Annotated in this window: 19 protein-coding genes and 1 pseudogene; 8 read left to right on the top strand and 12 right to left on the bottom strand. The window is 39.4% G+C overall.

Features of this window, described 5'->3' with window-relative positions:
* The 5 genes from ftsY to DK865_RS13710 all read left to right on the top strand — a co-directional run.
* The coding region (gene ftsY / locus DK865_RS13730; RefSeq protein ID WP_109392181.1) for a signal recognition particle-docking protein FtsY at window positions 1-1,284 on the top strand (1,284 nt) is incomplete at its 5' end.
* Between the two features lie 5 nt (window positions 1,285-1,289).
* On the top strand, window positions 1,290-1,955 hold the full coding sequence (gene ftsE, locus DK865_RS13725; RefSeq protein WP_023583735.1) for a cell division ATP-binding protein FtsE: 666 nt from the start codon (window positions 1,290-1,292) through the stop codon (window positions 1,953-1,955).
* Window positions 1,948-2,925 (top strand): permease-like cell division protein FtsX, encoded by a 978-nt coding sequence (ftsX, locus tag DK865_RS13720; protein ID WP_023583734.1) that lies wholly within the window; start codon window positions 1,948-1,950, stop codon window positions 2,923-2,925. Before ftsE ends, ftsX begins: the two co-directional genes overlap by 8 nt.
* Window positions 2,926-3,291: 366 nt before the next feature.
* On the top strand, window positions 3,292-4,146 hold the full coding sequence (gene rpoH, locus DK865_RS13715; protein ID WP_023583733.1) for an RNA polymerase sigma factor RpoH: 855 nt from the start codon (window positions 3,292-3,294) through the stop codon (window positions 4,144-4,146).
* 95 nt (window positions 4,147-4,241) lie between these two features.
* Window positions 4,242-5,411 carry a glycerate kinase gene (locus tag DK865_RS13710; RefSeq protein WP_194295205.1) on the top strand — a complete coding sequence of 390 codons (1,170 nt, stop codon included), beginning with the start codon at window positions 4,242-4,244 and terminating at the stop codon, window positions 5,409-5,411.
* A gap of 49 nt (window positions 5,412-5,460) precedes the next feature.
* On the opposite strand, the gene DK865_RS13705 is transcribed toward DK865_RS13710, so the two are convergent.
* From DK865_RS13705 to DK865_RS13690, 4 genes and pseudogenes are all read right to left on the bottom strand, one after another.
* Complete coding sequence (locus tag DK865_RS13705; protein WP_407681500.1) at window positions 5,461-5,967, bottom strand: GNAT family N-acetyltransferase; 507 nt, start codon at window positions 5,965-5,967, stop codon at window positions 5,461-5,463.
* Between the two features lie 2 nt (window positions 5,968-5,969).
* A pseudogene (locus tag DK865_RS13700) lies at window positions 5,970-6,263 on the bottom strand (type II toxin-antitoxin system TacA family antitoxin).
* A 136-nt stretch (window positions 6,264-6,399) separates the two neighbouring features.
* Entirely contained in the window at window positions 6,400-6,807 is a 408-nt protein-coding gene (gene panM / locus DK865_RS13695) for an aspartate 1-decarboxylase autocleavage activator PanM (RefSeq protein ID WP_109392178.1), read from the bottom strand.
* A gap of 11 nt (window positions 6,808-6,818) precedes the next feature.
* The gene (locus DK865_RS13690) at window positions 6,819-8,006 is read right to left on the bottom strand and encodes an MFS transporter (RefSeq protein WP_109392177.1); all 1,188 of its coding nucleotides are present in this window, start codon (window positions 8,004-8,006) and stop codon (window positions 6,819-6,821) included.
* A 115-nt stretch (window positions 8,007-8,121) separates the two neighbouring features.
* On the opposite strand from DK865_RS13690, the gene DK865_RS13685 reads away from it, so the two are divergent.
* On the top strand, window positions 8,122-8,589 hold the full coding sequence (locus DK865_RS13685) for a MarR family transcriptional regulator (protein WP_109392176.1): 468 nt from the start codon (window positions 8,122-8,124) through the stop codon (window positions 8,587-8,589).
* Between the two features lie 54 nt (window positions 8,590-8,643).
* Here the strand turns inward: DK865_RS13685 and loiP are convergent, their stop codons facing one another.
* The 5 genes from loiP to ugpB all read right to left on the bottom strand — a co-directional run bounded on the left by loiP (window position 8,644) and on the right by ugpB (window position 14,095).
* Window positions 8,644-9,393: a metalloprotease LoiP gene (loiP, locus tag DK865_RS13680; RefSeq protein WP_023583726.1), complete on the bottom strand. Its 750-nt coding sequence runs from the start codon at window positions 9,391-9,393 to the stop codon at window positions 8,644-8,646.
* Between the two features lie 498 nt (window positions 9,394-9,891).
* A complete protein-coding gene (ugpC, locus tag DK865_RS13675) occupies window positions 9,892-10,992 on the bottom strand; it encodes a sn-glycerol-3-phosphate ABC transporter ATP-binding protein UgpC (protein ID WP_109392175.1) in 1,101 nt (366 codons plus the stop codon).
* Window position 10,993: 1 nt separating this feature from the next.
* A complete protein-coding gene (gene ugpE / locus DK865_RS13670; RefSeq protein WP_023583724.1) occupies window positions 10,994-11,842 on the bottom strand; it encodes a sn-glycerol-3-phosphate ABC transporter permease UgpE in 849 nt (282 codons plus the stop codon).
* Window positions 11,842-12,726, bottom strand: a complete 885-nt coding sequence (ugpA, locus tag DK865_RS13665; RefSeq protein WP_109392174.1) for a sn-glycerol-3-phosphate ABC transporter permease UgpA — start codon at window positions 12,724-12,726, stop codon at window positions 11,842-11,844. The genes ugpE and ugpA overlap by 1 nt, the downstream gene beginning before the upstream one ends.
* Before the next feature lie 61 nt (window positions 12,727-12,787).
* Window positions 12,788-14,095 (bottom strand): sn-glycerol-3-phosphate ABC transporter substrate-binding protein UgpB, encoded by a 1,308-nt coding sequence (ugpB, locus tag DK865_RS13660; protein ID WP_109392173.1) that lies wholly within the window; start codon window positions 14,093-14,095, stop codon window positions 12,788-12,790.
* A gap of 174 nt (window positions 14,096-14,269) precedes the next feature.
* On the opposite strand from ugpB, the gene DK865_RS13655 reads away from it, so the two are divergent.
* Together DK865_RS13655 and DK865_RS13650 are read left to right on the top strand one after the other, a co-directional pair.
* The gene (locus DK865_RS13655; protein ID WP_023583721.1) at window positions 14,270-15,004 is read left to right on the top strand and encodes a glycerophosphoryl diester phosphodiesterase; all 735 of its coding nucleotides are present in this window, start codon (window positions 14,270-14,272) and stop codon (window positions 15,002-15,004) included.
* A 322-nt stretch (window positions 15,005-15,326) separates the two neighbouring features.
* A complete protein-coding gene (locus DK865_RS13650) occupies window positions 15,327-16,274 on the top strand; it encodes a carbamate kinase family protein (protein WP_023583720.1) in 948 nt (315 codons plus the stop codon).
* A 94-nt stretch (window positions 16,275-16,368) separates the two neighbouring features.
* Here the strand turns inward: DK865_RS13650 and DK865_RS13645 are convergent, their stop codons facing one another.
* The 3 genes from DK865_RS13645 to DK865_RS13635 all read right to left on the bottom strand — a co-directional run bounded on the left by DK865_RS13645 (window position 16,369) and on the right by DK865_RS13635 (window position 19,945).
* Window positions 16,369-17,562 (bottom strand): cyanate transporter, encoded by a 1,194-nt coding sequence (locus DK865_RS13645; RefSeq protein WP_109392172.1) that lies wholly within the window; start codon window positions 17,560-17,562, stop codon window positions 16,369-16,371.
* Between the two features lie 140 nt (window positions 17,563-17,702).
* Window positions 17,703-18,455 carry a hypothetical protein gene (locus DK865_RS13640; protein WP_109392171.1) on the bottom strand — a complete coding sequence of 251 codons (753 nt, stop codon included), beginning with the start codon at window positions 18,453-18,455 and terminating at the stop codon, window positions 17,703-17,705.
* A 329-nt stretch (window positions 18,456-18,784) separates the two neighbouring features.
* A complete protein-coding gene (locus DK865_RS13635) occupies window positions 18,785-19,945 on the bottom strand; it encodes an MFS transporter (protein ID WP_023582838.1) in 1,161 nt (386 codons plus the stop codon).
* Between the last annotated feature and the right edge of the window lie 25 nt (window positions 19,946-19,970).

Here is a 19,970-nt window from a genome sequence, read left to right as displayed (position 1 = left end):
GAAGCACAACGTTTAGCGCAAGAAGAAGCTCAGCGTCAAGCTGAACAAGCACGTTTAGAAGAAGCGCAACGTCAAGAAGCTGCACGTTTAGAGCAAGAACGACTGGCTCAAGAAGCTGAAGCACAACGTTTAGCGCAAGAAGAAGCTCAGCGTCAAGCTGAACAAGCACGTTTAGAAGAAGCGCAACGTCAAGAAGCAGCACGTTTAGAGCAAGAACGACTGGCTCAGGAAGCCGAAGCACAACGTCTTGCGCAAGAAGAGGAAAACGAACGTATCGCTATTGCACAAGCAGAAGCGGAGGATATTGGATCTTTACGCGAAGAAGTGCTAGCAGATAAAGTTGTTGAACAAGAGAAACCGAAGAAAGAAGGCTTCTTTAGTCGACTGAAAAAAGGCTTACTGAAAACTCGCCAGAACTTAGGTTCCGGATTCCTTAGCCTATTTCGTGGTAAGAAAATTGATGATGAGCTTTTTGAAGAGTTAGAAGAGCAACTCTTAATTGCTGATGTGGGCATGGAAACTACCACTAAAATCATCACTAGCTTGACCAAACACGCCACTCATAAAGATCTGAAAGATGCTGAAGCGCTTTACGGAAAGCTACGTGAAGAGATGGGTGATATCTTAAGTAAAGTGGATAAGCCATTAAATATTGAAGGTAAAAAACCTTTTGTTATTTTAATGGTTGGTGTTAATGGTGTTGGTAAAACAACCACAATCGGAAAATTAGCGCGACAATACCAAGCTGAGGGTAAATCGGTCATGTTAGCTGCGGGTGATACATTCCGAGCAGCAGCTGTTGAACAGTTACAAGTTTGGGGGGAGCGTAATAATATCCCTGTTGTTGCACAACATACTGGCGCTGATCCTGCCTCTGTTATTTTTGATGCAATTCAATCAGCCCAAGCAAAAGGTGTCGATGTTCTTATTGCTGATACCGCAGGACGATTGCAGAATAAATCCCATTTAATGGAAGAGCTGAAAAAAATCGTTCGTGTTATGAAGAAATTAGACGAAGAAGCACCACACGAAGTGATGCTGACATTAGATGCAAGTACCGGACAAAATGCAGTTAGTCAGGCAAAACTCTTTAATGAAACAGTTGGGCTAACTGGATTAACATTGACTAAACTCGATGGTACAGCAAAAGGGGGGGTTATCTTCTCCATTGCTGATCAGTTTAGTATTCCTATCCGTTATATCGGGGTAGGTGAAGGTATTGAAGATCTACGTCCGTTTAAGGCCGATGATTTTATTGAGGCTCTGTTTGCCCGCGAGGAGTAGTTTTAATGATCCGCTTCGAACACGTCAGCAAGGCTTATTTAGGTGGAAGACAAGCATTACAGGGGGTTGATTTTCATCTTCGCCCTGGTGAAATGGCTTTTTTAACGGGTCACTCTGGCGCCGGTAAAAGTACATTGCTTAAGTTAATTTGTGGAATAGAACGCCCAAGTGATGGCGCTATTTGGTTTGCTGGTCATGATATCAGTAGACTAAAAAATAGTGAGATCCCTTTTCTGCGTCGTCAAATTGGGATGATCTTCCAAGATCACCACTTATTGATGGACAGAACGGTTTATGACAATGTTTCTCTTCCCCTGATTATTGCTGGTGCGAGTGAAGAGGATATTCGACGAAGAGTTTCAGCCGCTTTAGATAAAGTAGGACTATTGGATAAAGCCAAAAATTATCCTATTCAACTCTCTGGCGGTGAACAACAACGTGTCGGTATTGCGCGTGCTGTTGTGAATAAACCGACTGTTTTACTTGCAGATGAACCAACAGGTAATCTTGATGGTGAGCTTTCAGAAGGTATTATGCGCCTTTTTGAAGAATTTAACCGTGTTGGCGTAACGGTATTAATGGCGACGCACGATATGTCGCTGATAGAACGTAGAAATTATCGCATTCTTACATTAGGGCAAGGCAGAATGGTGGGAGGACAAAATGGCTAAAGCAAAAAGTTCCCGTAAATCAATGCCAACGCCAGGTGCAAAAACCAAGGCGCTAAAAGGAGGACGGCGCGAACAGTGGCGCTATGCATGGCGTAATACCATGGCAGATTTTTTACGTCAGCCACTCTCCTCTTTTTTAACGGTCATGGTTGTCGCTATCTCTCTCACCTTGCCTAGCATCTTTTATATTGTGTGGAAAAATGTTTCAACGGCGGCAGAACAATGGTATCCAACACCACAATTAACGGTTTATCTTGATAAATCTCTTGATGATTCATTAGCTGAAGCCACAATCAAGAAAATCGAAGCCTTAGATAAAGTTGAGGGTGTTAACTATCTTTCACGACAAGATTCGTTAGTAGAATTTCGTTCTTGGTCTGGTTTTAGTAGTGCGTTAGATATGTTAGAAGAGAATCCATTACCTGCAGTTGCAATTGTGACGCCCGTTATGGAGCCTAGCGATCAACAATTAATGGTGAATTTGCGCGATACAGTCGCCAAAATACCGGGTGTTGACGAAGTCAGAATGGATGATAGCTGGTTTACTCGGCTTTCAACGTTAACTTCATTAGTCGGGCAAATTGCTTTGGTGATTGGTACATTGATGGTTGTTGCTTTGTTATTGGTGATTGGTAACAGTGTGCGCCTCAATATTTTCAGTCGCCGTGACACCATTAATGTGATGAAACTGATTGGGGCAACCGATGGCTTTATTATGCGTCCTTTCCTTAATTGGGGATTGATCCTCGGCTTTATTGGTGCCGTATTTGCTCTGATTTTTTCAGCTTTACTGGTGTGGAAACTCTCAGATGTGGTGACGCAAGCCGCGACCGTGTTTGGAACCTCTTTTTCCATTTCAGGACTCGGTTTTGATGAATCTATCATTCTTATTCTTGTTGCTATGACTATTGGCTGGCTTGCTGCATGGCTGACGACAATGCAACATTTGCGTCAATTTACACCGGAATAATAAATTAACGTATTTTTATATTTATTCACCAATAATTAAGAAGATATTTTTTATCAGGCTGGGTTACATTAATATCGTCACCCAGCCATTTTATCGACGCCCCGTCTCTGGCATAATAATGCACGCACTCTTTTTTACGATAAGGTAGCCGTTATATTTGCTATCTGTGATAGAAAAGTACAAAGATATGTAAACATAGATGCGAGATGAACCTTTAGTCTTTATGCTGGTCAAATATCCGTTATGATAAAAACACATCGTAAAAAACCTTAACAGGCTTCCTATTTAAGCTATATTTAGAAGGCTCATCTACTTTCCCTTACCGCGATAATTTTAATTATTTATTTGATTTTTATGAGGATTTGAATGACAAAAGAAATGCAATCCTTAGCATTGGTTCCGCAAGGCAGCATCGAAGCGTATATACGTGCAGCCAATTCCTATCCGATGTTAACCGCAGAGGAAGAAAAGGAACTCGCTGAACGGCTGCATTATGATGGTGACTTGGATGCAGCAAGAACGCTTATCCTTTCACATCTGCGCTTCGTTATTCATGTTGCTCGCAGCTATTCAGGTTATGGTTTACCACAAGCTGATCTGATCCAAGAAGGTAATATCGGTCTGATGAAGGCCGTTCGTCGTTTTAACCCTGAAGTGGGGGTTCGACTAGTCTCTTTTGCTGTGCATTGGATCAAAGCTGAAATTCACGAATATGTGCTACGTAACTGGCGTATCGTGAAAGTCGCAACGACAAAATCACAACGTAAACTATTTTTTAATTTGCGAAAAAATAAAAAGCGTTTAGGTTGGTTTAATCAAGATGAAGTAGAACTTGTTGCAAGAGAATTAGGCGTATCAGAAAGTGATGTCCGAGAAATGGAATCACGAATGTCAGCACAAGATATGGCATTTGATATGACTGCTGATGATAGTGATGACTCTCATCCTATTGCTCCCGTACTCTTCTTGGAAGATAAGTCTTCTGACTTTGCCGACGGCATTGAAGAAGATAATTGGGATAATCATGCAACGGATAAACTGACGTCAGCAATTGAAACTCTTGATGAACGTAGCCAAGATATTATTCGTGCTCGCTGGTTAGATGATGATAACAAATCGACATTGCAAGACTTGGCGACAAAATACGGTGTTTCTGCCGAGCGTGTTCGTCAATTAGAAAAAAATGCGATGAAGAAATTGCGTTTAGCGATTGAAGATTAATCACATTTCAGACCAAGCATACGCGCTCATAAAGTAGAGTATGTTATAAAAGCGATATGAAAATATCGCTTTTTTTGTTGCTTGGAGAAAAGAACGTGAAAATAGTTATCGCCCCTGATTCATTTAAAGAAAGCTTAAGTGCGAAAGACGTTGCAACAGCAATAAAACAGGGTTTTTCACGTTATTTACCCAATGCGCAATATTGTTGCATTCCTATGGCGGATGGTGGTGAAGGAACGGTGACCTCGCTGGTGGAAGCAACGCAAGGTCGTTTTATCTCTACACAAGTGTGTTCGCCTTTGGGGAAACAAGTGACCGCAACTTGGGGAATTTTAGGCGATAACACCACAGCTGTGATTGAAATGGCACAAGCTTCCGGTCTCCATCTTATCCCGTCATCTCAACGTAATCCCAATTTAACGACCAGCTATGGTACGGGTGAATTAATTAATGCCGCACTTGAGATGGGCGTTAAAAAAATCATTTTAGGATTAGGCGGAAGTGCTACAAATGATGCTGGTGCCGGCATGATGCAAGCACTTGGTCTTGGTCTTAAAGATAAATTAGGCTCCTCTTTGCCTTTTGGTGGACAGGCATTAACACAGCTCTATTCTATTGATATCACAACGCTTAACCCTAAACTTAAGCAAGTCGAGTTCGAAATTGCTTGTGATGTCACTAATCCATTGTGTGGAGAAAACGGGGCATCCGCTATTTTTGGTCCTCAAAAAGGGGCAACCCAAGAAGATATTGCGCAACTTGATAAAGCCTTACATCATTTTGGTACTTATCTTGAGAAAATGACGCAACGCAATCTTATTAATATTGCAGGAAGTGGCGCAGCGGGCGGATTGGCACTACCGTTACTTGCCTTTACGCAAGCAACGCTTTCGCCGGGGATTGAACTGGTTGCTAAAGCGGTTGAACTAGAAAGATATTTTATTGATGCTGATTTAGTCATCACGGGAGAAGGCCGAATGGATAGCCAATCGGCACAAGGTAAAACACCAATAGGGGTTGCTAAGTTGGCGAAAAAATACCACCTTCCTGTGATTGCGTTGGTCGGTGGTTATTTACCGGATTATGATGTGGTTCATCAGCAGGGTATTGATGCTGTTTTCTCTATTGTACCAGGTGTCTCGACACTGGATGATGCACTTCATAATGCGCAAAAGAATCTTAGTGAGACGGCTTATAATGTGGCGAGGCTTTATGCTTTAACCGTCAATACTCGTCATACTTTAAGTTGTAGTGTTGTTGACTAATATTTACTTGTCGCCTAGCTACACCTTGAATTATTTAGTTCGGACTTGCTCAGTTCGAGTGAATACCCATTGCGAGTTGCAGATCGGCAAGCGTTACCATCAGCATCATGGGATCAAGCGGTGAAGGGACGAAACCAATGTGCTCATAGAATCGTTTAGCATCATCAGTTGGAGCATGGATCACTACCCCTCGAATGCCTACTAACCCAGAGGCCTGAATAACACGATGACAGGCATCTTTGACCAGCCCTCTTCTAATCCCAAGTCCTTTTGCTCTTGTATCCACTGCTAGTCTGCCGAGAAGAATGATGGGAATGTCGGTGGGCATATTATGACGGAATCGACCAACGGCTTGATTCGTGCTTATGACTCCTGTGGATAGGGCATAATATCCCATTACCTGATTATCCGAAGTGGTCACAAAAGTACGCGACGCTCCAGAGTTTTGATTGCTTATCGCTCTGTTTTTTAGCCAGAGATCTAAGGCCTCTTCATCAGAGGAAAAACTTTCCAGCAAATGACCGATTTTAAGAGGTTCAGGTGCAGTTAGTTTCAATGTCATTTCTCCCAAGGAGATTTAGACATCATAGTTTTCTTCAATACCTCATTGCTAACGGGCGTGGCATCAAGCTGATTAATAAACTCCTGGTATACCTATACCTCAGGGCTGACGTTAATCACTCGCAGATCCGCCAGTGTTTCTTCAGCAGCACGTCGAGCGGCTTCAAGGATAAATTCAGTACGGTTTTTTCCCACAGCATTTGCTGCACGGTCGATCAGGATTTTATCTTCCGGTTTTATTCTTAGGTTCAGAGATGAACGTGTTACGGGCACATCATTTTGAGTTGGCATATTACCCCCCAATTTATTGTTATACATAGGTGTAATGTCAATGTCATTACACTGTAAGTGCAAGATTACTGGCAGGCGTGGTACCTACATAGCGACTTATTCGCTTGTTGTTGAATTATTCAGAATAAGAATGTTATCAAATATTGAGAATATAAAGATCAGGTTGTGGTGATGCACTAAATTGATGATGTGTTAAAAAAGCATGTGCAATATCATACCCATTTTCTTCGGCGGATAAGCTAATAGCCTGCCAATGTGTAATATCAGGATAGGCTGATAAGCATTGTGTTAGTAAATAATGCCCAACACCGCGACGGCGTGTCACTTCTCTGACCATAAAATCGGTGATAATAGCGTTCTCAGCCGATAATTTAACCCAGCAAGCCGCTAATAATCGCTCATTAAATCTTGCTACAAAGAGTACATTCTCGTCGTTGATCTCATTTTTTAGGGCTGATTGATAACGTACATCTTGCCAAATTTTGCCTAAATCAATACGGTCTTGTTCAGAGGGTTGTGTCAGTTTTTCAATGGTCAGTTTCATTAAATATCCTGTTAGTTTGTCGTGTGTCTTTTTTCTTTTAATGATGGCATTAAGATTTTGAGTGTGAAACACAATGCCAAACTCGTTAAGATCACACAAGAGTAAAAGACATACTCATAGCTATTGCCTGTGACAAAATAGGTTGCCACCATCGGACCTGCAGCCATTCCACAATAACGAATAAAATTATAAACCCCCATTGCAGTCGCTCTCATTGCACTAAAATGACTTGCTAATAATGTGGTATGTGTGGGCATGGTTAATCCTAAAGAAAGCCCATATAACACGGTTAAGCCAAGCATTACAGGTAATGAGGTTTGCCAAAAGAGTGCAAATAACGTCAACATAATTAAGTTGATACAAGAGGTAATAATCACACCATATTCCGCACTAAATAGAGGGCAAATTCTGCGGTAAAGATAGCTACCTAAGATAAGTGCAATCGACATAGGTATATATAATCCACCTATTTCAGTGCTATTAAGCTGATAGAGATGAAAGGCAATTAAGGGTAAAAAAACCAGTAGACAAAAATAGTTATAAAACACCATAAAACTCATGACAAATACAGATTTACCTGCAGATGCCGTAAGCACTTGTTGTATTGCCGATACGCTTTTAAAGACTTCTTTCTGTTCTGGACGTGTTTCCGGTAAATAAAAGAGATGGGTAAGAAGTAAGATCATACCGATAATGGCTAAGAAAATAAAAATGCCTTGATATTGGTAATGTTGCGCTAAATATCCACCTAATAAAGGGCCACAAGCAGGGGCTAGTGCTAATAGCATTTGATACGATCCCATCGCTTTAGCGCGCTCGTTTCCTTGATAAAGATCGCCAAGAATAGTTGCCGCTACCACAGGGATAGCCGCAATACCGATAGCTTGGATCACACGCCAAAAAATGAATAAATTAATAGAATCAGACCCAATACAACCTAATGCACCTACCATGGAAATGGCTAACCCACTGAGTAAAATGGGTTTTCTTCCCCATTTATCAATCAATGAACCGTAAAATAGTTGCATAACAGCCATAGCAAAAGTAAATGCAGATACCGTTAAATTAACCAATGATAATGTGGTATTAAATTGCTGTTGGATCAAAGGAAGCACAGGGGTATAGATGTTTTGCGCTAAAGAGCCTAAGAGTGCGCTAAAACAAACAAGATAAAACAGACTGCGGATTGATAATTTCATTATATTGCCTCTTTTTATTTTGTTTCCATGGAAACAAAATAGATGATAGCGATATTTTGATTGTTGTAAATGCTTTTGATACTATTTTATGAAATATTTTTTCCAAGGAAACAAAATGACAAAAGAGAATGTGACAACACAAGAGTTGTTAAAAGGGTTAAGTGATTTTTTGCATCTTAAAGATGATCGAGCCGATAGTGATCATAAAAAAGTATTAGAAGAGAATGGATTAGATAATTATTCACTCACAGAACTGCATGTGATCCATTGTATTGGTGAAGAGAGTATGAGAAATCTCACAACCATCAGTGAATATATGTCCATGACCCGAGGAGCCGTTTCAAAAATTTGTAGTCGATTACAAAAGAAGGGAGCTATTGAAAAAATAAAGTTAGCAGATAATCAAAAAGAAATATTTTTTATCTTAACAACGGAAGGGGAACGTCTTTTTCATGCTCATGAGGTGTTACATCAACAATCTCAAGCAAAATGGTCTGCGCTATTTGAGCAATACGACCAACAGGAAAAACAGGCGATTAAACGCTTTTTTACCGATGTTGTGGGTTGTTTTCGCCATTCATAGATAAACCTCAAAAAGAAAACCCCCATACCATGAGATATAGGGGCAAGATCATGATTATTTATCTGCAGCAATGCGATTACGGATATTATCTGCACGCTCTTTTGATGGTGGGTGAGAATCAAACATACTTGAATCACCGCCACCTAATTTAGCTAATTTCTCAAAACCTGTGACTAAACCTGCGGTGCTGACCCCACGTTTTTTCAGTAGATCATAAGAGAAGTTATCTGCTTCTGATTCTTGGTGTTGAGAGAATTGAGCATTAACCAGTTTTTCTCCCATTTCAGCTAATTGCGAGCTGCTTAATTGTGCCGCTACACCACCAGCGGATGCTGCTGCTGTACGTGCTGCAACTGTTGCGTGAGCAACTTGAATGGCTTTACGAGTATGACCTAAAGCGACGTGACCCATCTCATGACCTAAAACGCCTTCAACTTCGTTATCTGTCATCATGTCCATTAAGCCACTATAAACACGCACACAGCCGTTAGCCATTGCCCATGCATTGACATCTTTGGTCATGTAAACTTTGTAGTTTACAGGTGTACCATTAACTTCATTACCTAACGCTTTAGCAATATTATTTAAACGTTTAGTGTAGGTGCTATTTGCAGGTGCAACTTTATTTTGCGCATCCATCTCTTTACAAGCATCATTTGTTAGCGCTTTGATATCATCGTCGCTTAATGTCGCTGCTTGGAAAAGTTGGGTTCCTGATTTGGTCAACATATCTGTATTGAGGTTTTTACAACCAGAGAGTAGTGCTGCTGATACCATCACTGTAGCAAGTAATTTAATTTTCATTTTTTAATTAAGTCCTTTTCTGCTTGGCAGTTTATATAATTGCAGATCAAATTCGAGCAGAAGAATAACAGTGCTTATCTATCGGTGCAATATAAGCATTTTATGTGAGAAATAGTATCTCAATATTTGCTTTTCTCTTTTTTTAGTTGCTATGTATTATTTTTTCTTTTTTAATCAGTCGTAATAAGAATGGGAAAATATATTTAACATCTTTAAATTTAAGAGAATTAATGAATAAATTAATCTTGATCTGATAAATTTTATTGGTGTAAATATTATATGAATCAATTAATTATATTTATTTTAAATGTAGTCAAGGCTATTTATATTTATCTGGAATAATCTCCAAGAAACATTGTGTTTAGATAAGGGTTTTATTGGTTTAATTCTGACAATTTTTATATTTTTAATATTTATTGCTTAGTCATAAATAAATAGCGACGTTTAAAACATCGCTATTCAGATTAAACTGAAAGTGAATAAAATGATATCAAAGCCTTATGAAACCATTAATTCACGGATCAGCATAAAAGGACGAAGAATACGTTTCCCTGATTGTTCATTAAAGAAATGAAGATTTTCTGGATGAATGGTAAGACCTATTTTATTACCTATTTTCACACCATGATCGTTTGGCGCACGAATAACGAGAGGTTGTTTCTGTTTATCGCAAGTCGTGGCATAAATTAAAACATCTGCACCGAGAGCTTCAATAAATTCAACATCAACATGAAAAAGAGGATGTTGGCGGCTAATTATTAAATGTTCAGGGCGTAAACCTAATTTAATGGCTTGATAAGGAAAATGCTGAGATGAAATGGCAATATGCCCATCAGCGACTTCAATCACACTATGATTAATCGGGACGTCTAAGATATTCATAGCTGGCGAACCCATAAACGTAGCAACAAACACGGAGGCGGGGCTTTCATAAATATCTAATGGTGTGCCTACCTGCTCTATATTTCCTTGATTTAAAACCACCAGCTTATCAGCTAATGTCATCGCTTCTACCTGATCGTGCGTCACATAAATAGAGGTTGTGGAGAGCTTTCGCTGTAATTTTTTGATTTCCAGACGCATTTGAACTCGTAATTTGGCATCAAGATTAGAAAGAGGTTCATCAAATAAAAAGACTTTAGGATCACGAACAATGGCTCTGCCCATTGCGACCCGTTGACGTTGTCCACCTGAAAGTTCTTTGGGTTTTCTATCAAGTAAGTGGCTGATTTCCAACATGTTGGCGGCATTGGTAACGAGTTCTTCAATCTTGGCTTTGGGGGTTTTTCGATTACGTAAGCCATATGCCATATTGTTATAAACTGACATATGAGGATAAAGGGCATAGTTTTGAAACACCATGGCGATATCGCGTTCACTTGGTTCATATTCATTAACCCGTAAATGATCAATAAATAAGTCACCTTGTGTAATGGTTTCTAATCCTGCAATCATTCGTAGTAAAGTCGATTTACCACAACCACTTGGTCCGACTAACACCACCATTTCACCTTGCTCAATAGAAAGATTTAATTTTGAAATGGCTTGATGACCATTTGGGTAACGCTTTTCTAAATTTGTGAGAGTGACGGTTGTCATGTTATTTCTCCGTATCAATAAAGCCTTTAACAAAGGCTCTTTGCATCAAAATGACAATAAGGACGGGAGGCAACATTGCAATTAACGTGGTTGCCATGATCTTATTCCATTCAACGACACCATCAGAAACTGCAACCATCTGTTTAATCCCCATGACAATGGTGTAGTAGTGAGTATCTGTTGTGATCAACATTGGCCAAAGATATTGGTTCCAGCCATAAATAAAAGTGATAACAAATAGGGCGGCGATATTGGTGCGAGAAAGAGGAAGTAAGATAGAGAAAAAGAATTTAATAGGACCAGCACCATCAATTTTAGCGGCTTCAATTAATTCAGGGGTAATGGTAAGAAAAAATTGGCGAAATAAAAAAGTGGCTGTGGCACTGGCAATTAATGGAATAGTTAAGCCTGCATAGGAGTTCAACATATTGAGATCAGTGACCACCTCAAAGGTAGGCATAATGCGAACTTCAACAGGCAACATTAACGTGAAAAAGATAGTCCAAAAGGCGAGCATTCTTCCCGGAAAACGAAAGAAAACGACGGCGTAGGCAGATAAAATCGAGATTGTTAATTTCCCGAGGGTGATCACTAACGCCATAATCAAGGAATTCAATAACATACTATTAATTGAAATGGCGCTATTTTGCGTGGTGCCTGCTTGTGAAAATATCGCTTTAAAAATACTCATGCCCTCAGCCCCAAACCAAAGGGGAGAGCCAGTGGCAAATTCAGTGTTTTGATGCGTTGTTGCCACAAGCGCAATCCAGACAGGAAACGCAACAGAAAGTATGCCGACAATAAGAATAAAGTGGCAGAAAGCATGGAATAAAGGTCTACGTTCAACCATCAGTAAGCCACCTTTTTCTCAACATAACGAAATTGAATAATGGTTAATATCGCGACAATAAACATCAAAATAACGGATTGTGCAGCGGAGGAGCCTAAATCTAATCCCACAAAACCATCGTTATAGACCTTATAAACCAGTGTTGATGTACTACTTCCAGGACCACCTTGCGTCATTGCATGAATAATGGCGAACGTATCAAAAAAGGCATAAGCAAAATTAACCACAAGTAAGAAAAAAGTGGTGGGAGAAATTAAAGGAAAACTGATAGTCATAAAGCGCTTAATAGGACCACTGCCATCGATAGCTGCCGCTTCTAAAAGAGATTTAGGGACAGATTGTAAGGCTGCGAGGAAAAACAGAAAGTTATAACTCACTTGTTTCCATGTCGCCGTTAAGATCACCATCCACATCGCGTGATGTGTATTAAGTACAGGGTCCCAATTAATTCCTATTTTCTTTAATTGTTGGCTTAATACACCAATTGTGGGATCAAGCATAAATAACCAAAGAAAACCCGCAATCACAGGCGCAATGGCATAAGGTGAGATTAAAATGGTGCGATAAAAAAGTTTACCTCGCAAAATTTGCTCGGCAATACCGGCTAAAATAAGTGCTGATAGCATCGATAAAAATACGACACAGGTACTGAAAATAAGTGTCGTGACCAAACTATCAAAATAATAACGGTTGCTAAAAAGTCGCTGAAAATTTTCAAAACCAACAAATTCTCGACTAAGTCCAAATGCATCTTCTAATTGAAATGACTGAAAGAATGCTTGCCCAGCAGGCCAAATAAAAAAGATAAGCGTGATAGCTAATTGAGGAAAAATTAGCGCGAGAGGTAACCATTTTTGTTTAAAATAAATGGATTGAGAAGCCATACAATATCCAGTGAACCGATAAAAACAGAAGACGAGCACTTGGCTCGTCTAATATAAATGATTATTGTTGAGTACGTTCAAAGCGGCGTAACTGTTCATTTCCACGCGTAACCGCATTATCTAATGCAACTTGAGCACTCTGTTTTCCTGACCACACTTTTTCTAACTCTTCATCAACAATTTCTCGAGTTTGCAGGAAATTACCAAAGCGTAACCCTTTTGAATTTGCAGTAGGCTCTGAGGTTGTCATTTGTAATATTGCAGTGTCAGCCCCTGGGTTTTTCTGATAAAAACCTTGTTGCTGTGTTAACGCATAAGCCGCTTTAGTGACAGGCAAATACCCCGTAGCTTGGTGCCAATCGGCTTGCACTTCAGGACTTGAAAGATAAGTGAAAAATTTAGCTACACCGTTATATTCTGCATCTGGACGCCCTGACATAACCCATAACGATGCGCCGCCAATAATGGTATTTGCGGGTTTTTGTACAAGCGTGTCGTCGTAAGGTAATTGGCTAACACCAATATCAAGACCTTTCATGTTCTCTTTAATGCCTGCAAAACCTGCGGATGATTCCATCACCATGGCACACTCTTGGGTATAAAATAGGGGCATTGCATCTGATTGGCGTCCGCCATATTTGAAAATACCGGATTTTGACCAATCAGCCATTTGTTGAATATGTGCTACGAAAGGTGCTTTATTAAAAAGGAAGGTGGTATCAAAACCATCGAAACCGTTATTTTTTGTCGCAATAGGCAAATTATTGCGCGCACCAAAGTTTTCAATTTGTGTCCATGATTGCCATGTGGTAGTAAATCCACATTTAACCCCTGAATCGAGCAGTTTTTGAGAGACCACTTCCATCTCTTTCCATGTCTTTGGCGGTTGTTCTATCCCCGCTTTTTTAAATAGCGTTTTGTTGTAGTAAAGCACTGGGGTTGAACTATTAAAGGGTAACGACATCATTTTGCCGTCACTGGTGGTGTAATAGCCCGTAACGGTTGATAAGTAACTATTAGGATCAAAAGGCTCGTTGGTTTTTTCCATTAATTGATAAACAGGAAAAATGGCTTTTTTTGCCCCCATCATGCTCGCTGTACCCACTTCAAAGACTTGCACAATAGCCGGTTGGTTTTTAGCGCGAAATGAAGCCACCGCACTGGTCATTGTTTCCGCATATGTGCCTTTATAAACAGGCTTTATTTCATATTCAGATTGACTGGCGTTAAAATCAGAGGCGATTTGATTGACTTTCTGACCAAGCGCACCTCCCATTGCATGCCACCATTCAATTTGTGTTTTTGCGTGTGTAGGAGAGGTAAATAACGCCATCGCAACAGCAAGGCCTGTTATTGATTTTATCGACATGCAGAATTTCCTTTTTAATCGAAAGTTAAAGGTGCAATCTCATCTGCGAATTACCCTAAATGTTGTTTATGACAAAGGGGTGACAATTAAATGAAGATATATTGATGGTATGACTGTCAAATTGCTGTCATAAATGGTTGTCATGATGTCGGCACAAATGAAAAGGAGAGAGAAATGAAGATAGCTGCTCACCGAGGTTTTTCTGGAAAAGCCCCTGAAAATACATTGGCTGCGTTTAAAATGGCGATTGATTTCGGGTGCGAATGGATTGAAACAGATGTGCAATTAACTGCGGATCATGTTCCTGTGCTTATTCATGATAAAACCGTTAATCGTTGCACGAATGGGCAAGGTGCTGTGCGTTTTCATACCTTAGATGATTTACATCGCCTTGATGCGGGAAGTTGGTTTAGTTCACTCTATCAAGGTGAGAAGGTTCCTTCTTTAAGACAAGGGTTGCAGCTCATTAAGCGTTCAGGAACAAAGCTCAATATTGAGCTAAAGACATGGCCTGATGATGATGTTGAACGTTTATGTTTAGCGGTTTCTGACATGATAAAAAGTGCAGATATCCCGAATGAGCAAATTCTATTTTCTTCTTTTGATACACATGCACTTATCGTTATGAAACGATACCTGCCTTTTATTCGTCGAGGTCAATTGTGGGATGAGATCCCTGATAATGCGTTAGAAACACTAAAAGCGATTGATGGTTTTAGTGTGCATTGTAATTACAAATATCTTACGCAAGAACAAGCACAATTGTTAAAACAAGCAGGTTATGAAATTTATTGTTATACCCCGAACAATCCTGAAGAAGTGAAAGAGTTTGAGCAATGGGGGGTTGATATGCTGATCACTGATATGCCTGATGTTTATCAACAGGATGTTTATCAAATAGCAAAATGAAAAAGGACTAACTATCCCTCCTTACTTATCTTGAATAAGGCGTTATAGATGTGTTTGATGACGCCTTTCATCTTTTTCTTCTATCTTCTATTTACAGACGTTAAATAAGAGAAATATTGAGTAATAGATGTTTTCTTTACATTCTCTGTTATTATCCTGCGCAATTAATGAATAGATATTATTCAGCACGATAATGTTTATCTCATTAAAAATACAATGGGGAAAATGGTTAGCAAATATAGCGACCTTATCAACCCAACCTCTAAGAGTAGAGGTGTGTTATTTCTACTTTAATTGCCAATAATATCATTGAGAGTGAAATATGAAAGAACTCGTTGTTGTTGCCATTGGAGGCAACAGTATTATTAAAGACAATGCTAGCCAGTCTATCGCTCATCAAGAACAAGCAGTACAAGAGGTTGCCGCCCATATCAGCGATATGGTGGCTGAAGGGTATAATATTGTATTAACTCATGGTAACGGGCCACAAGTAGGGCTTGATTTACGTCGCGCTGAAATAGCGCATGTGCAAGAAGGTTTACCGTTAACGCCCTTAGCCAACTGTGTTGCAGATACACAAGGCGGGATTGGTTATTTAATACAGCAAGCGTTAACGAATAAGCTTCGTGTTCAACAAAATAAGCAAGCTATTACCCTTATTACACAAGTTGAAGTAGATAAAAATGACCCCAATTTTGCTTCTCCAACAAAACCTATTGGTGCATTTTTCTCTGAGCAAGAGAGGGTGCAATTAAAGCAAGAAAATCCTCAATGGCATTTTGTTGAAGATTCTGGTCGTGGTTATCGCCGTGTTGTTGCTTCGCCAATTCCACAACATGTGATTGAATCTAAAGCAATTAAGTCACTATCAGAATGTGGTTATGTCGTGATTGCTGTGGGGGGTGGTGGTATACCCGTTATCAAAAATGAAGATGGTAATTACCAAAGTGTTGATGCGGTTATTGATAAAGATCTGTCATCAACATTGCTCGCAAAAGAATTACATGCAGATATTCTTATCATTACCACAGGTGTTGAAAAAGTGTGTATTCATTTCGGCAAGCCAGAACAAAAAGCCTTAGGTGAAACGACGGTTGAAGAAATGACACAATATATGCATGAAGGTCATTTCCCACCAGGGAGTATGCTTCCTAAAATCGAAGCTAGCCTCTCATTTTTAGCCGCAGGTGGAAAAAGAGTGATTATCACAACACCAGAAAAATTAGCTTCAGCTTTAAAAGGTGAAACAGGAACGCATATCATTGCGTAATCATCTCCATCAGTAGTGTTCGATTATTTCATTGATAAGCGCCTTATTGTAAAAAGTAAGGCGCTTATTTTATGTAAGCCTGAACGATAGGGGGCTATTGAGTAGGATGATTAGCGGGATAGGCTTTTGCATAATGACGAGGATTTAATTGTGCAAATAATCCTATAGTGACAATCACTAAAATAGCATGAAATGCCCATGCATAAGTAAAGCTTCCATTCGGTTGGCGTAATAGCACAGCCACTAATGGACCAAAAGCGGCAATAATAAAACCCCCACCTTGCATTAATGCCGACAGTGCACCCGCTTGCGCTGGATCAGGAATATGATCCAGCGCGACAATCATCATCATGGAAAAACATCCACCTAAGCCACAGCCTAAGAAAATACTCCAAAGATAAGGCGCACTCATTGGGATCAGCATAATGGCACCAAAACCGATAAATTGGCTTATTAATGTTATCGTAAGCCAAAAACGCCTGTCGTGATTTTTAGATGCCAAGAAGGGAATGATTAATGCCGCTGAGGCCTGAAAAAGGGAAAGAATGGCAACCAGTGAGCCACTTTGTGCGCTTGGCATTCCTAAGGATTGGTAGAAAGGTGCCAACCATGTCACAACAGAGGCGTAACCTGCATTAACGCAACCAAAACCTAAAATAAGCAATCCTGTTCTGGGGCGCCAAATTAAGGTATTTAGTGATATTTTATTAGCAGAGGCTACGCTATTTTGAATTGAAAAAAGAATAGCAATAAATGCAAATCCAGCAGGAAGAGCAAACCATGCTAAAGCACTTTGCCAATGTCCATTATTCGCAGTAAGAAGTGGGGATAGTTGTGCTCCAAGTGCGCCTCCACCCATTAACATTGCGGAATATAACCCCATCATGATAGGTGTTCGAGTTCCAAACCACCCTTTAATAATGCCAGGGAATACCGCTTGAATATAGGCGACACTCAAACCGCAAAAAAGAGCCGTCAGTAATAGTTGATTACCATCAGAAACATAAGCCCGAGAAAATGAGCCGATAAGAAGCATCAACATTGCGACTAAAAGCCCTTTACGCACTTGAATATAAGGCTGTAAGAAAGGAACGATTAATGCGCCTATTCCCATTAAAAGCATGGGTAATAGCGTGAGTAACGAGACTTGGCTATAACTCATTCCTGTTGAAAGAATAATATTGTCAATAACTGGACCGGGGCTGGTTAAGAAAGGGCGTAAATTTATCCCAACTAGAATAATAGTGAGGACAATCTGCCAGGTTTTTTTTCTTGGTAAGGCAGTCATTGTAATTCCCTGATAAACATAGATATTGTCTATTATATAGACAATGCCGGTATACACAAATGACAGATATTCTATTTATAGAATATCATCTGGATAATAATCTTATTATTATCGATTCACTTGGTTAATCGCCTACCTATTTAAGCCGTATAGCTGAGTTTCCACTGTTTAATTAGGCTGTTAGGGTTAATTAATGTGAATTCATAGTGTTCAAAATGAGAAAGCACTTTTTTAAATTCAACCGTTGCTTTATCTAAATCCCATGATTCAGGGAAATAAAAACCATCAAAAGAAATATTTTCTAATCTTGCAATAAATTGATGGATAAATTCATCAAAGCCAGCGTAAGTCAGTGCGATTTTACCTGTCCAATCAATATTGAAAGTATGATTGGGTTGGCGTTGGAAGGTGATTTGATGATTTGTACACTCATCATGCCCTAATAAATAAAGACTAAAAGCAGGAATGTTTGCGCTTTCTTCTTCATCTTCATCATCGATTTCACTATGGATCTGAGGGACAACATCAACATTAAATTGATGCGTCATAAAATTATCAAAATCGAACGGTGTATTTCCTGTACTGAGTAAAATACCTTGGTCGTCAGACCAATAAGTTGAGGAGAGTGTACAGCAGTGATAATTATCCCAAACGATGTGATCTTGCCAGTGTGCAAGGCTGGTATATTCTTGTTGCTCATCCGACTCTTCTTCATCTATATCAGCACAATAATCTTCACCCTCGCTTAAATAATAGTCGGCACTTCTAAGGTGAAGATCAAACCAAAGTTGCCCATTTTTATCTAATCGACCAGACCAGACAAACTCTTTGATTGTATGAGGTTTAGGGTAAGCACTATCAATAAAAGTAATGGTATGAGGAGGTGTTGTCATTATTTATCGTCTTGTTGGTATCGCATTTTGATCACGTAACTAGCGTGATCAAAATTGGCTGGATTATGATAAAAGTAAGGTAAAGATAAAATACCATAAATTGAGCGACAAAATGGCAATCAAATCCGTGAAAATAGAATGTTAACGGCATTAAACCAGTGACGACCAATAGCTTTATCTCTGTTAAATCGAGGAGAAGGTAAGGGATTGCCATTTATCGATACAGCTTTCCTCAAGATTATATGTAATCCATTTAGAACGGGTTACCACCAAAATAAAAAATCCCCTCATAAAGAGGGGGAAATTTTCAGAGGCATAATGCGTTGTTGTTATTGTTTTTGTTCTCTAATAAACAGAGAAATCATAAAGAAGAGGGCGACGAATACGATAATGAGGTTAAAACCAACAGAAACATTATAGCTTTCTGAAACCTGACCGATTAATGAACCCGCTAAGGCGCCACCCAACCCTGAAGCAACATAAATAAGCCCCATCACTGAGCCACTTTTGCTGGTTAATTTTGTTGCAACGGCTGCGGCGGTTGGAAATAGAACCGATAATGCAAAACCAAACACCATAAACAGATAAACAATATCTTGCACAAAAATACGGCTAACAATTATTGCCACTAAAGAGAACAGTGAAAATAGAATTAAGGTTTTGCGATCACCTAATGCGAGGTTAATAAAGCCACCAATAAAGCGACCGATAGTGAATAAGAAAGCAAAGCTTGAAATAACATAAGCGGCAGTTTCTGCTTTCTGGGCATTGGTCATATTACCAATATCCATCGAGGTATAGAAAATAGGGAAGAAGTTTAAGAACGCAGCTTCGGCTGCAACATATAAAGTGATAAATAAAATAACCAGTAACAGTGATTTTTGTGTCAGTAACTCTAAAAAGTCACTGAATTTCATATCGACTTGTGCACTATTTTCTATTTTTAAGGTACTTAATACTAAAATAATCACAGCAACAATAACGGCAACACCCACATAAAAAGTACGCCATGAAATAGAGTGTGAGAATAGGTATTGTAAAATAAGCGGGGTGACAATCATCCCTACACCAAACATAGCGTTAGAGACGTTAAACATCATTCCCGCTTTCTCTTTATAGAAAGTTGGAATAACAGTCACGATAGAAACAAGCATCGAACCAATACCTAAACCAATCACCAGATAAAAGCCAAAGAATAGCATCACATTGAAAGCAAGGCTGGTTCCTGTTAAACCAACAGCCATCATTAATGAGCCAATAAACATCATGACTTTTAACCCTTTTTTATCGGTAAAATAGCCCGTTAATAAACTGGCGACTAAAAAGCCGATTTGGAAAAAGGTAATTAATGAGCCGACTTGGCTCATATTTAATGAAATATCATGTTGAACTTGTTCGAGAATAAGACCTTTTGTATTTTGAATGCCACCGAGTAAAAACATCGTGACAAACAGAAGGAAAAAAACTTTCCATTTTTGTTGTTTAGCCATAATTTGATCCTGATTTTCCGCGGTG

This window comes from Proteus cibi (genome assembly GCF_003144405.1).
Taxonomy (GTDB): Bacteria; Pseudomonadota; Gammaproteobacteria; order Enterobacterales; family Enterobacteriaceae; genus Proteus; species Proteus cibi.
This window is presented reverse-complemented; position numbering and strand designations above follow the sequence as displayed.